The 12713-nt window shown below is 67.2% G+C and carries 11 protein-coding genes; 5 read left to right on the top strand and 6 right to left on the bottom strand.

Translation table 11 applies throughout. From position 1 onward, the window contains the following. Nucleotides 1-4 precede the first annotated feature (4 nt). A complete protein-coding gene (locus ACIP5T_RS07205; RefSeq protein ID WP_400861874.1) occupies nt 5-1213 on the bottom strand; it encodes an SAM-dependent methyltransferase in 1209 nt (402 codons plus the stop codon). A gap of 143 nt (nt 1214-1356) precedes the next feature. On the opposite strand from ACIP5T_RS07205, the gene groES reads away from it, so the two are divergent. Beyond that, nucleotides 1357-1653, top strand: coding sequence for a co-chaperone GroES (gene groES, locus ACIP5T_RS07200; protein ID WP_039394204.1), 297 nt, complete (start codon nt 1357-1359; stop codon nt 1651-1653). A gap of 85 nt (nt 1654-1738) precedes the next feature. Here groES and ACIP5T_RS07195 read toward each other — a convergent pair whose 3' ends face one another. Continuing rightward, nucleotides 1739-2614, bottom strand: coding sequence for a helix-turn-helix transcriptional regulator (locus ACIP5T_RS07195; protein ID WP_400861872.1), 876 nt, complete (start codon nt 2612-2614; stop codon nt 1739-1741). 102 nt (nt 2615-2716) lie between these two features. Here ACIP5T_RS07195 and ACIP5T_RS07190 point away from each other — a divergent pair, with 102 nt between their 5' ends. The 3 genes from ACIP5T_RS07190 to ACIP5T_RS07180 all read left to right on the top strand — a co-directional run bounded on the left by ACIP5T_RS07190 (nt 2717) and on the right by ACIP5T_RS07180 (nt 6586). Beyond that, the gene (locus ACIP5T_RS07190; RefSeq protein WP_400861869.1) at nt 2717-4129 is read left to right on the top strand and encodes an MFS transporter; all 1413 of its coding nucleotides are present in this window, start codon (nt 2717-2719) and stop codon (nt 4127-4129) included. Nucleotides 4130-4229: 100 nt separating this feature from the next. Continuing rightward, nucleotides 4230-5168 (top strand): EamA family transporter RarD, encoded by a 939-nt coding sequence (gene rarD, locus ACIP5T_RS07185; RefSeq protein ID WP_400861868.1) that lies wholly within the window; start codon nt 4230-4232, stop codon nt 5166-5168. 143 nt (nt 5169-5311) lie between these two features. Then, entirely contained in the window at nt 5312-6586 is a 1275-nt protein-coding gene (locus tag ACIP5T_RS07180) for an ABC transporter substrate-binding protein (RefSeq protein ID WP_400861867.1), read from the top strand. 186 nt (nt 6587-6772) lie between these two features. On the opposite strand, the gene ACIP5T_RS07175 is transcribed toward ACIP5T_RS07180, so the two are convergent. Genes ACIP5T_RS07175 through ACIP5T_RS07160 form a run of 4 tightly spaced genes read right to left on the bottom strand, consistent with a single transcriptional unit; the run spans nt 6773 to nt 10848 of the window. Beyond that, nucleotides 6773-7540, bottom strand: a complete 768-nt coding sequence (locus ACIP5T_RS07175) for an ABC transporter ATP-binding protein (RefSeq protein WP_400861865.1) — start codon at nt 7538-7540, stop codon at nt 6773-6775. Then, nucleotides 7537-8502 (bottom strand): ABC transporter ATP-binding protein, encoded by a 966-nt coding sequence (locus ACIP5T_RS07170; RefSeq protein ID WP_400864665.1) that lies wholly within the window; start codon nt 8500-8502, stop codon nt 7537-7539. Before ACIP5T_RS07170 ends, ACIP5T_RS07175 begins: the two co-directional genes overlap by 4 nt. A 46-nt stretch (nt 8503-8548) precedes the next feature. Then, nucleotides 8549-9526: a branched-chain amino acid ABC transporter permease gene (locus tag ACIP5T_RS07165; protein ID WP_400861864.1), complete on the bottom strand. Its 978-nt coding sequence runs from the start codon at nt 9524-9526 to the stop codon at nt 8549-8551. Between the two features lie 5 nt (nt 9527-9531). Further along, a complete protein-coding gene (locus ACIP5T_RS07160) occupies nt 9532-10848 on the bottom strand; it encodes a branched-chain amino acid ABC transporter permease (protein WP_400861861.1) in 1317 nt (438 codons plus the stop codon). A 298-nt stretch (nt 10849-11146) separates the two neighbouring features. Between ACIP5T_RS07160 and guaB the strand changes: the two genes are divergently transcribed. Further along, nucleotides 11147-12649, top strand: a complete 1503-nt coding sequence (guaB, locus tag ACIP5T_RS07155; protein WP_400861859.1) for an IMP dehydrogenase — start codon at nt 11147-11149, stop codon at nt 12647-12649. Nucleotides 12650-12713 lie beyond the last annotated feature (64 nt).

Raw genomic sequence — 12713 nt, 5'->3', positions numbered from 1 at the left:
GACGCTACTCGGGCGCGGGCACCCGATCGGCGAGGATCGCGCGGCGCTGATCGCCCACACGGGTGAGGATCAGCGTCGCCGCCTGATCGCCCCGCAGTGTCAGCTTCTTGCGGAAGGCCGCGGGGTCGATGTCCATGCCGCGCTTCTTGATCTCGAGCGAACCGACGTCGTTCGCCTTGAGCACGGCGCTGATCGCCTTCGGATTGGCGGGCGTCGTCTCGCGCACCCGGAACGACTGCACGAACGGACTCGTGAGTGCGGCATCGGAGGTGAGATACGCGATGCGCTCGTCGAGCATCCCCGCGTCGAGACTGCGCGCGACGTCGCCGATCAGGCGCGCCCGGATCACCGCGCCGTCCGGCTCATGCAGGAAGGAGCCGAGCTCACGTACGGGCGCGTCTTCGGCATCCGCTCCCGCGGTGAGCTCGTGCGAGCGCTCGCCGCGGATCACGAGGGCGGACCGGCGGATGCCGTCGCGAGCGAGCGCCCTCGTCCACAGCACGAGCTCGACGACGCTGCCGTCCGCACTCACCCACTGCGCCTCCGCGTCGCTGGGGAGCGCCTCCCGATCGTGACCGGGGCCGAGCTTGATGCCGGTCGAGGTGCGGGAGGCCACGTCGAAGGCCCAGTCCAGCGGCGGGGAGTAGTCGTCGGTCGATACGCGCCGCGTCTCGCTGTGACCCGCGGTGCGGCGGGCGGGGTCCATCCAGATCGCCTGAGTCTCGTCGCTGTCGACCGGCACGTGGTTCTCGGCGGTCCCGTGCGTCACCACCGCGCTGTCGCCGAAGGGTGCGAGGTTGTAGGCGGCGATCGCAGCGGTCACCTCGTCGGCGTCGACGGCGACGACATCGATTCCGGCGCCGGCGAAGGCGAGCGAGTCCCCGCCGATACCGCATCCGAGATCGGCCACCCGAGTGATTCCGGCTCGGCGCAGTCGCTGGGCATGCCGCGCGGCGACGCCCAGTCGGGTGGCCTGCTCGAGCCCGGCGCGGGTGAACAGCATCCGCGATGCGAAGTCGCCGAACTTGCCCTTCGCCTTGGTGCGGAGACGCGCCTGCCCCACCACAGCAGAGACCAGTTCGGGGGAGTGCCCGGCGGCGCGCAGCCGAGACACGATCCGAGCGACATCGGCGACCTCGTCGACTGGACCGAGGTCGTCCAGAGCCTTCAGGCCTTCGGGGGTGAGCAGGGCGCGCAGCTCGGAGATCTCCACGGCTCCAGCTTAGGCGGCGGTCCGTGCGGCCCATTGGCACTCGCATTGCGTGAGTGCCAGCTGAGCGCCTAGACTGAATTAGCACTCTCGGGTTGAGAGTGCGAAAAGTCTTCCTGTCAGCGTCAAGAAAGAAGAGGTAGACCGTGTCGGTTTCCATCAAGCCGCTCGAGGATCGCATCGTCATCAAGCAGGTCGAGGCAGAGCAGACCACCGCGAGTGGCCTGGTCATCCCCGACACCGCCAAGGAGAAGCCCCAGGAGGGCGAGGTCGTGGCCGTGGGCCCCGGCCGCATCGATGACAACGGCAACCGCGTTCCGCTCGACGTCGCCGTGGGCGACCGTGTGCTCTACAGCAAGTACGGCGGCACCGAGGTGAAGTTCGGCGCAGACGAGTACCTCGTCCTGTCGGCTCGCGACGTGCTCGCAGTCGTCGTCCGCTGAGACAACGTCTTCGGAAGGCCCGGATGCATCACGCATCCGGGCCTTCCTGCATGTCCGGACCGTATTCGGCGACCGGGGTCGAGACTCAGCGCGGTTCAAGCAGGGCGATGGCTGCAGCGGCAGCGCTGCCGGGCGCCGCGCTGTACGCGAGGATGCGCTGGCCATCGCCTTCGGGCAGGTGCAGGACCTCGTAGCGGAGGGTGAGGTCCCCGACGACGGGGTGGCGGAAGCGCTTGTCGCCGCTGGTGCAGAGCCTGACCATGTGTCCCGCCCAGAGCTTCGCGAAATCCGGGCTGCTCAGGCTCAGTTCGCCGATGAGTCCGGCGAGCTGTCGGTCGTCGACGAATCGCGCGGCGACGTACCGCAGCGATGCCACGGCCAGCGCCGCCTCTTCCTGCCAGTCGGCGTACAGATCCCGCGTGTGCGGATCGAGGAACAGCATCCGGAGGTGGTTGGGGCGGTCTGCGGGCCGAGACGGCGCGTCGACGTCGACGTGGCCCGCCATCAGAAGGTGGCCGGCGCTGTTCCAGTCGAGGATGTCGTTAAAACGACCGAGCAGCACGGCCGGTACGCCCATCGCGTGCAGCAGCTGGGAGGCGCCCCGGCGCGGCTGCTCCGGTCGTCGGGGGCGGCGGGGAGCAGCGGATCTCGGCCGCGCGGGCGCTCGGAGATGCGCATGCTCGTCGGGGTCGAGGTGGAGCGCACGGGCCAGACTGTCGACGACCGCCTCGGAGGCATTCTGCGACTGGCCCTGCTCGAGGCGGGTCAGGTAGGTCACTGAGACCCCTGCGAGCCGTGCGAGTTCCTCTCGGCGCAGGCCCGGAACCCTGCGCCGACCGAAGCTGGACACCCCGACGTCGTCCGGGGTGACGCGATCCCGCCGGGAGCGCAGGAACTCGCCCAGCTCGGTCACCGGCCGTTCTGAGGCGATCGACCTGGCGAGCGCGGTGTGCGGATCCATGGTGCCATTCTCCCCGACAGCCGCGGGCGCAGCCTGTCCCTGTCGGTGCTAGTCAGGAGAGGGGACTGGCTGCCCCGTGCCGCGGCGCGGAGTCTGAGGAGCGTGACTCATACCGACTCGACTCTTCCCGCCACGGCGCCGCAGGCGACCGATCGCTTCGCCCCGGCGCAGGCGCTCGCCATGGGCGTCCTGCTGACGGCGAACTTCACTCTCGCCGTCGACTTCTCGATCCTCACCGTCGCGCTGCCTCCGATCGGCCGGGAACTCGGCTTCGACACCGCATCGCTGCAGTGGATCGTGACTGCCTTCGCCGTCTGCGCGGCGTCGTTCACCCTGTTCTTCGGGCGGGTGGCCGACGTTCTCGGGCGGAAGCGGCTGTTCCTCGCCGGGCTCGTGCTGCTCGGTGCGGCGTCGGTCGTCGGCGGACTCGCCACCACACCGGGTGTTCTGCTCGCCGCCCGTGTCGGTCAGGGCGTCGCGACCGGGATGGTCACTCCGGCGGCTCTCGCGCTGATGACCACGATGTTCCCCGAGGGGCGGGCACGTTCGCGGGCGCTCGGGCTCAACGGTGCGCTCATGGCGGCGGGGTTCACGTCGGGAGCGGTGCTCGGCGGGCTGCTCACCGGAGGCGTGTCGTGGCGCTGGGCGTTCTTCATCAACGTCGCGGTGGCCGCTGCAGCCCTGCTCGTCGGGGCCTTCGTCCTTCACGAGCCGCGTCGTGTCGCACGGGCTCGGCTCGATGTGGTCGGCGCCATCACCGTGACAGCCGCCCTGGTGGCACTCGTCTTCGGCATCGACTCCGCGGGGCGCGTCGGCTGGGGCGAACCGGGCACGTGGATGCCGCTCGGGGTCTCCGCGGCGTTCTTCGTGGTGTTCGCGCTCGCCGAGAAGCGAGCGATCGAACCGCTCATCGCACCTTCGCTGCTGAGGAGAAGGGAAATCGCCTGGGGCAATCTCGCCGGTCTCCTCGCCTTCGCGACCGAGACATCGCTCGTCTTCCTGCTGACCATCTATCTGCAGGAGATCCTCGGGTACACCCCGATCGCTGCCGGTCTGATGCTCGGAGTGCTCGGTCTCGGCACGGTGATCGGTGGCCTTCTCGCGCCCCGCGTCATCGGAAGGGTCGGATCGTCGCGCGCGATCGTCGTCGGGTTGATCGTGCAAGCCGCCGCGACCCTGCCGCTCGCCTTCGCATCCGATGAGCATGCCTGGGCGGTTCCGCTCCTGCTTCTGACGTTCGTCGGCGGCGTGGCGAATCTCGTCGCGATCGTCGGCTACGTCGTGACGGCGACGGGATCGGTTCCCGCTGAAGAGCAGGGCCTGGCGACCGGTCTCGTCACGATGAGTCAGCAGGTGGGCATCGCACTGGGTACACCGGTGATGGCGGCTGTGGTCGCCGCAATCGCGGGTGCCGGCCTTCTCACCGGGCTGCGTGCGGCGATCGGACTCAACACGACGATGGCGCTCTCGACCGCGCTCCTCGTGGCCGTCCTCCTCAGACGTCCGCGCCGCTGAACAGCGGAGGACGCGCCAATGGTGCACCGATTCCTGCCAACGTCCGGTCGACGACCGCTGTCGGCGCGATGCCGTTCAGCGGCGGGCATAGGGTTGTGCGGTGACCCCGACGAACGCCGCGACCCGAGCCACCCAGACTGCGGGGGTCGCGTACGCAGGAGGTGCGTACCTGCTCTGGGGCGTGCTGCCGCTCTACTTCCTTCTTCTCGCGCCGACGGGGCCGTGGGAGGTCGTCGCATGGCGGGTGCTGCTGTCGCTCGTCTTCTGCCTCCTCCTTCTCACCGTGACGCGTGGCTGGGCGGCGTTCGGCGTGATCCTCCGACAGCCGAGACTTCTGGGATGGACGGCTCTGGCGGGTGTCCTGATCTACGTCAACTGGCAGGTGTTCCTCATCGGCACCCTCTCCGAGAACATCGTCGAGACCAGCCTCGGATACTTCATCAATCCGATCACCACCGTGCTGCTCGGGGTGTTCGTGCTCAAGGAGCGCATCCGCAGGCTCCAGTGGGTCGCGATCGGGATCGCTGCCGTCGCCGTGATCGTGATCGTCCTCTTCTACGGCGAGTTCCCGTGGATCGCCCTCTCCCTCACGGCCTCTTTCGGCGTGTACGGACTCATCAAGAAGAAGATCGGCCCCTCGGTCGATGCGATCAGCGGACTCACACTCGAGTCGTTCTGGCTGATCCCGATCGCCGTGCTGCAGCTGATCCTCGTCGCCACCACCCCCGCCGGGATCACCATGGGCTCCCACGGCGTCTGGCATGCGGTGCTGCTCGCTTTCGCGGGAGTGGCGACGGCGGTGCCGCTGCTGCTGTTCGCCGCCGGCACCCGTCGCATCAATCTGACCGTCATCGGCATGATCCAGTTCGTCACGCCCGTGATGCAGTTCATCATCGGCGCGGTCGTGCTGGGTGAGCCGATGCCGCCCGAGCGATGGGCGGGGTTCATCATCGTCTGGGTCGCCATCCTGGTCTTCGTCATCGACCTGCTGCTCGCCGCGCGTCGAGGGCGTCGGATCGCTCCGCCGACGCTGGTCTGAACTCCCGGTTCACGCCTGTGGAACTCGGTGTCGGATCGTTAACGCACCGAAACATCGGCGACCCCTACGCGAAGCCTTTCAGTCCTAGTGTTAGAGCACCCGACCGTGGTCACAATCCACGGCCAGTCACGCAAGGGAGCATCATGACCGCATTCACGCGCTCGCGCAGCGCCAAGATTCTCGCAGGAGTCGCGCTGTTGAGCGCCTCGGCGATCGTCGTCGCAGGCTGCAGCAGCACGCCCTCGGAAGAGCCGTCCGACGGCGGAGGCGGCGGCGCGTCGGCCGACCTCACACTCGAGCTCGGCTCGCTGCTGCCGCAGACCGGTTCGCTGTCCTTCCTCGGCCCGCCCATGGAATCCGGCGTCGGCCTCGCAGTCAAGGAGGTCAACGACGCTGCTGCAGGTGTCACGATCAACCTGACGGCGGAAGACGAGGGTGACACCGACACCAAGGCTTACGAGACCTCGATCAGCAAGCTGCAGAGCGCAGGCGTCACGGCCATCGTCGGCGCCGCGGCGTCCGGCGTCTCCCGCCTGATCCTCGACGGAAACGTCAGCGCAGGCATCCTCCAGATCTCGGCCTCGAACACCGGCCCCGACTTCACGGACTGGGACGACAACGGTCTGTATTTCCGCACCGCTCCCAGCGACCTGCTGCAGGGCGAGGTCCTCGGCAACCTGATCGCCGAAGACGGACACAAGACCCTCGGCGTGATCTACCAGAACGACGCCTACGGCACGGGACTCTTCGAGAACATCCAGTCGACGTTCGAGAACGCGGGTGGCGAGGTCGTCGCCAACGCGTCGTACAACGTCGGTGACGGACAGTTCGACGCACAGGTCGAGACCATCAAGGCGCAGAACCCCGACGCCGTCGCGATTGTGTCGTTCGACCAGTTCAAGACGATCGCTCCGCTGCTCGTGAACGCCGGCATCTCGCCGGACAAGTTCTACCTCGTCGACGGAAACCTGTCGGACTACGGCTCTTCGCCCGACACGAACTTCCCGTTCTCGCTCGAGGGCGCGCAGGGCACCAAGCCCGGCCCGGCACTCGAGGACGACTTCACCGATCGTCTGCAGGAGTACTGGACCGGCGAGGGCAACCCCGAGGTCAACGACTTCACGTACGCGGCCGAGGCCTACGACGCCGTCGTGCTCGTCTCGCTCGCATCGCTCGCGGCCGGTTCGACCGAGGGCGCGGACATCGCCGCGAAGATGGCCGAGGTCTCGGGTGGCAGTGGTGACGGAGAGAAGTGCACCAGCTTCGCCGACTGCGCCGAGATCATCAACGGCGGCGGTACTGCTGACTACGACGGTTACTCGGGCGAGATCACGTTCGACGAGAACGGCGACCCGCAGGGCGCCTCGATCGGCACCTACGTGTACGACGCTGAGAACCTGATCTCCCGCACCAACTGATCACGAGCGAAGGCCCCGGATCCGGCATCCGGGGCCTTCGTCGTGTCCGGGTGCCTGTTGAGGCGGCAGGTCTGCCGAGCGTGACCGGCAGCCCGCACCTGCAGATGCCGGTACACAGACACAGACACAGACACAGAGAAGGGGCGGATGCCGCAGCATCCGCCCCTTCTCCGTGTCTCAGCCGCGTCAGGCTGCGTCGGTGCCGAGTGTGCCGAGGTAGAGGCCGATGACCTTCGGGTCGTTCAGCAGATCGCGTCCGGTGCCCTCGTACGCGTCCTTGCCTTGATCGAGCACGTAGCCGCGGTCGCAGATCTGCAGGCAGCGACGCGCGTTCTGCTCGACCATGATCGTGGTCACGCCCGCTTTGTTGATGTCGGAGACGCGGATGAACGCGTCGTCCTGGCGCACGGGGGAGAGACCGGCGGAGGGCTCGTCGAGGAGAAGGACCGACGGGTCCATCATCAGCGCCCGCGACATCGCCACCATCTGGCGCTCGCCACCCGAAAGCGAGCCTGCGCGCTGCTTGAGACGCTTGCCGAGCTCGGCGAAGATGCCGGTGACGAACTCGAGGCGCTCCGCGTAGATCTTGGGGTTCTGATAGAGCCCCATCTGCAGATTCTCCTCGATCGAGAGCGAGGGGAAGACGTTGTTGGTCTGCGGCACGAAGGCGACGCCGCGCTTGACGAGCTTGTCTGCCTTCAGTCCGACGATGCTCTCGCCGTTCAGGGTGACGTCGCCGCTGCGGATGTTGACCATGCCGAAGATCGCCTTCAGCAGTGTCGACTTCCCCGCGCCGTTGGGGCCGATGATGCCGATCAGCTCTCCCTGCCGGGCGACCAGGTTCGCGCCGTTCAGGATGTTCACTCCGGGGAGGTAGCCGGCGTGCACGTCCTTCAGCTCGACGACGATGTCGTCGAGTGGAGACGGCGACGCTGCGGGGGTGGCGGCGCTCATGCGTGGCCCTTCTGGTCGGGATCGAGGGTGCTCGTCGCTTCGAGCTCCGCCTCGGCTTCTGCTTCGATCTGCTCTCGGAGCTTGGCGGCTGCGGCGTTCTCGATGACCGGGATACGACCGGTGACGGCACCGAGATCGAGATCCTGGTGTGCGCCGAGGTACGCGTCGACCACCGCGGGGTCTTCCATGACCTCTTCCGGGGGGCCCTCGGCGACGATGCGACCCTCGGCCATGACCACGACCCAGTCGGCGATGTGGCGGACCATGTGCATGTCGTGCTCGACGAACAGCACGGTCATCCCGAGACCCTTGAGGTCGAGGATGTGGTCCAGGAGCGACTGCGTGAGGGCCGGGTTGACGCCGGCCATCGGCTCGTCGAGCATGACCAGGGTCGGGTCGCTCATCAGCGCTCGAGCCATCTCGAGGAGCTTGCGCTGCCCGCCCGAGAGCGATGCGGCGAAGTCCTTCTCCTTGGCGTCGAGCTTGAAGCGGGCGAGCAGCTCGCGCGCCTTCACCTCGATCTCCTGGTCCTGCTTGCGCCACAGGAACGGGAAGAGGCTCGACCAGAACCCCTCACCGCGTTGTCCTGGAGCACCGAGCTTCATGTTCTCGAGCACGGTGAGCAGCGACAGCGACTTGGTCAGCTGGAAGGTGCGCACCTGTCCCATGCGAGCCACCTTGAACGAGGGGACGCCGGAGAGGCTCACCCCGTCGAACGACCAGGTGCCGCTGTTGGGCTTGTCGAACCCGCACAGCAGGTTGAACAGCGTCGTCTTGCCTGCGCCGTTCGGACCGATCAACGCGGTGATCGCGCCGCGCGGGATCTCGACATGATCGACGTCGACGGCGGTCAGGCCGCCGAAGCGTCGCTGCACGGCGTCCGCCACGAGGATCGGATCGACCTTCGGCACTCCGGGGGCCGCTGGGCCCTTCGCGAGACCGGTGGTCTTCGGGCGTCGGATGCTCCCGGTGCTGGGCGCCGTCTGGGCGCTCTCGTCGGGGGTCAGTTCATTTGACAAAGGTCATCTCCCTCTTGTCTCCGAGGATGCCCTGAGGTCGGAAGATCACGAGCAGCATCAGGGCGATGCCGACGAAGATGAACACCAGGGTCGAGGCCTGGCTGTCGGACATCGGCAGGATTCCCGCCTTCGCCATGGACGGCAGCAGGTTCGCCATGAACGCGAACACGACCCAGAAGAGGATCGCGCCGAGCGTCGGGCCGAACACCGTGGCTGCTCCACCGAGCAGCAGAGCGGTCCAGAGGAAGAACGTGAGCGAGGTCGTGTAGCTGCCGGGGACGACGGCCGACGGGAGGACGAATACGATCCCTCCGGCTGCGCCGATGACGCCACCGACCACGAGCGCCTGCATCTTGTAGGCGAAGACGTTCTTGCCGAGCGAGCGCACAGCGTCCTCGTCTTCACGGATGCCCTTGAGCACGCGCCCCCACGGGCTGCGCATGAGCGACCAGACCAGGAGGATCGCGACGACCAGGACGAGGAGTCCGAACACGCGGTTCCACAGGTCGTTCGCACTGTAGGTCCACGGTCCGAACCCGTAGGTTCCCGGCGGGAAGGGGTTCGCATCGCGGAATCCGCCGTTGAACTGCGCGAGGCCGTCGGCCGAGTTGGTGTACTCGTCGAAGATCTGCGTGGTGAAGAGGAGTCGAACGATCTCACCCGCCGCGATCGTCGCGATGGCGAGGTAGTCGGCTCGCAGCCGCAGCGTCGGGATGCCGAGGAGGACCGCGAAGAGCGCGCCGCCGAGCAGGCCGATCAGCATGCCGATCCACCAGGGGAGACCGAAGGTGAGGACGGAGATGGCGTAGCCGTACCCGCCGATGGCCATGAAGGCCGCCATGCCGAAGTTGAGGAGTCCCGCGTATCCGAAGTGCACGGCCAGGCCGGTCGCCGCCAGTGCGTAGGCCAGGGTGACCGGGCTGAACAGATAGGCGGCTGTGTTCGAGAAGATGCTTCCGAAGTCCATGGCGATCAGCCCAACCTTTCCCTGCGTCCCAGCAGGCCCTGCGGTCTGACGAGGAGGATCACGATGAGCACGACCAGGGCGCTCGCATACTTCAGATCCGAGGGGATCCAGAGGGTGGAGACCTCGACCGCGATGCCCACGATGAGCGAGCCGACGAGCGCGCCGAACGCGGTGCCCAGGCCGCCGAGGGTGATGGCGGCGAAGATGAGCAGCAGCATCTGCATGCCCATGTCCCACTTCACACCGGGGCGGAAGTACGCCCAGAGGATGCCGGAGATCGCCGCGAGGGTGCCGGACAGGATCCAGACGTAGCGGACGACCTTGTCGACGTCGATCCCCGATGCCGCAGCGAGCTGCGGGTTGTCGGAGATGGCCCTGGTGGCCTTGCCGATGCGGGTGCGTGTCAGGAAGAACGCGACACCGAGGATCACGACAATGCTGACGACGATGCCGATCAGGTCGATGTACGACAGCGAGATCGGCCCGAACCGGAACGGCTCGGGACTGGCACCGGGAAGCTGGCGCGTGCCGCCGCCGATCATGTACTGGAAGGCGTAGCGCAGGGCGAGGGAGAGGCCGATGCTGACGATCATCAGCTGCACGACGCCTAGTCCTCGTCTTCGCAGCGGACGCCAGATGCCGGCATCCAGCGCCCAGCCGAAGAGACCGCCGCCGACCACCGCCGCGATGATCCCGAGCCACAGAGGCAGATGCCAGAAGCTCGTCGTCACGAGGGCGACCAGACCGCCCCAGGTGACCATCTCGGCGTGCGCGAAGTTCGAGAGCCGGGTGGTGCCGTAGATGAGCGCGGCGCCCATGGAGGCCAGTGCGAGCAGCAGACCGAAGTTCAGACCGCCCACGAGTCGCGAGAGAAGCTGATCGATGAAGGACGTCGTCATCCTCTCGCCCTCACCGAGGAAGAGGTTCAGGATCTTGGTGCCGGTCAGACCGAACTCGACCTCGAACGACGCCGTCGTGCCGGCGATCGGCTGAGTGCCCTCGGGCAGCTGCGCCGCGTCGACGATCACGCCGTCGGGGAGTGTCTCCTCGTCGACGGTGAGCGTGTAGGTGTCCTTCTCCGGCACGTACAGCCGCCACTTGCCCTCTGCGTCGGTCTCGGTCTCGCCCTCGAAGCCGCCGCCCTCGATCGTCATGACGACGCCTTCGACAGGGTCGTCGTCGAAGGTGATCACGCCGGCGAAGTAGAAGTCGGTGATCTCCTGGCCGTCGTCCGTCTCTTCGGCGGAGGCGGCTGCAGGAGGCTGCAACCACAGGAAAGCGATGGCGAGGAGCGACGCGAGCAGGATGATGACCCACCGCATTCCGCTTCGATTCGCCGAGATCGTCGGACGCACAGAACCTCCAGCCGAGTACACAGGCCATGACGGAGTTGTGCATCGGCCCTGATGTACGACGGTATGAGCGTAATGTGTCGGCTCTGTTTCAACCAAGGCACGATCTGCTCACAGTGAGAACGATCCCATCACGAAGTTGCGAATCCGGCTCGTCTCGGCGCGTCCTCCTGCGCAGGGCGACGCGAGGGCCGGGAATTTCCTCAGCCTCCCGGCGCTTAGAATTGGTACACCCTCGCCCCAGATCGCGCCCGCAGGAGGACAATCCATGGACCAGCACGACCCCTTCGGCTTCGTCGGACTCACGTACGACGACGTGCTGCTCCTCCCGGGGCACACCGACGTCATCCCCAGCGAGGCCGACACCTCGTCGCGGATCACCCGCCGGATCTCGGTCGCGACACCGCTGCTCTCCAGCGCGATGGACACCGTCACCGAATCTCGGATGGCCATCGCCATGGCGCGAGAGGGCGGCATCGGCATCCTGCACCGCAATCTCTCCATCGCCGACCAGGCCGCGCATGTCGACCGCGTCAAGCGCAGCGAGTCGGGCATGATCACCGACCCGATCACGACGTCGCCTGACGCGACCGTCGAAGAGGTCGACGCGCTCTGCGCCAAATACCGCATCTCAGGTCTTCCGGTCGTCGACCCCGACGGGCGCCTCGTCGGCATCATCACCAACCGCGACATGCGCTTCGTGTCGGGCTTCGAGCGCCAGACCACCTTCGTGAAAGACGTCATGACGTCTGAGGGCCTCGTCACCGCACCGGTGGGCGTGGCCGCGGGTGAGGTCATCGCGCTCTTCGCGCACCACCGTGTCGAGAAGCTGCCGCTCATCGACGAGGACGGCAAGCTCGCCGGCCTCATCACCATCAAGGACTTCGACAAGAGCGAGAAGTACCCGCTGGCCACGAAGGACGACCAGGGTCGTCTGCGCGTCGGCGCGGCCATCGGTTTCTTCGGTGACGCCTGGGAGCGTGCGGAAGCGCTGCGCGACGCCGGCGTCGACGTCCTCGTGGTCGACACGGCCAACGGCCAGTCTCAGGGTGTGATCGACCTCGTCAAGCGGCTCAAGGCCGACGAGAGCTTCGCGCACATCGACGTGATCGGCGGCAACGTGGCCACGCGCGAAGGCGCCCAGGCGCTCGTCGATGCAGGCGTCGACGCCGTCAAGGTCGGCGTCGGACCCGGCTCGATCTGCACCACCCGCGTCGTCGCCGGAGTCGGGGTGCCCCAGGTCACGGCTGTGTACGAGGCGTCGCTCGCCGCGCGTCCTGCCGGAGTGCCGGTCATCGCCGACGGCGGGCTGCAGTACTCGGGTGACATCGCCAAGGCGCTCGTCGCCGGCGCTGACGCCGTGATGCTGGGATCGCTGCTCGCAGGCACGGACGAGTCGCCGGGTGAGATCGTGTTCCAGTCGGGCAAGCAGTTCAAGCAGTACCGCGGCATGGGCTCGCTCGGTGCCATGCAGACCCGTGGCAAGCAGACCTCGTATTCGAAGGACCGCTACTTCCAGGCCGATGTGCCGAGCGACGACAAGCTGATCCCCGAAGGCATCGAGGGTCAGGTGCCGTATCGCGGTCCGGTCGGGGCCGTCGCCTACCAGCTCGTCGGCGGACTGCGCCAGTCGATGTTCTACGTCGGCGCTCGCACCATCGAAGAGCTCAAGCAGCGCGGCAAGTTCGTGCGCATCACGTCGGCCGGACTCAAGGAGTCGCACCCGCACGACGTGCAGATCGTGGTCGAGGCGCCGAACTACAAGCGCTGAGAACGAACAGACAGAGGGCCGGATGCGAAAGCATCCGGCCCTCTGTCGTGCTGCGCGGTCGTCG

It is taken from the genome of Microbacterium sp. NPDC088619 (assembly GCF_044752825.1).
In the GTDB taxonomy this organism is placed as follows: Bacteria; Actinomycetota; Actinomycetes; order Actinomycetales; family Microbacteriaceae; genus Microbacterium.
This window is presented reverse-complemented; position numbering and strand designations above follow the sequence as displayed.

Coding starts and splice junctions, on each gene's coding strand:
- ACIP5T_RS07195 (WP_400861872.1), bottom strand. CDS start 2,614: ATGGATCCGCACACCGCGCTCGCCAGGTCGATCGCCTCAGAACGGCCG.
- ACIP5T_RS07175 (WP_400861865.1), bottom strand. CDS start 7,540: ATGAGCGCCGCCACCCCCGCAGCGTCGCCGTCTCCACTCGACGACATC.
- ACIP5T_RS07165 (WP_400861864.1), bottom strand. CDS start 9,526: ATGGACTTCGGAAGCATCTTCTCGAACACAGCCGCCTATCTGTTCAGC.
- guaB (WP_400861859.1), top strand. CDS start 11,147: ATGGACCAGCACGACCCCTTCGGCTTCGTCGGACTCACGTACGACGAC.
- ACIP5T_RS07180 (WP_400861867.1), top strand. CDS start 5,312: ATGACCGCATTCACGCGCTCGCGCAGCGCCAAGATTCTCGCAGGAGTC.
- ACIP5T_RS07160 (WP_400861861.1), bottom strand. CDS start 10,848: ATGCGGTGGGTCATCATCCTGCTCGCGTCGCTCCTCGCCATCGCTTTC.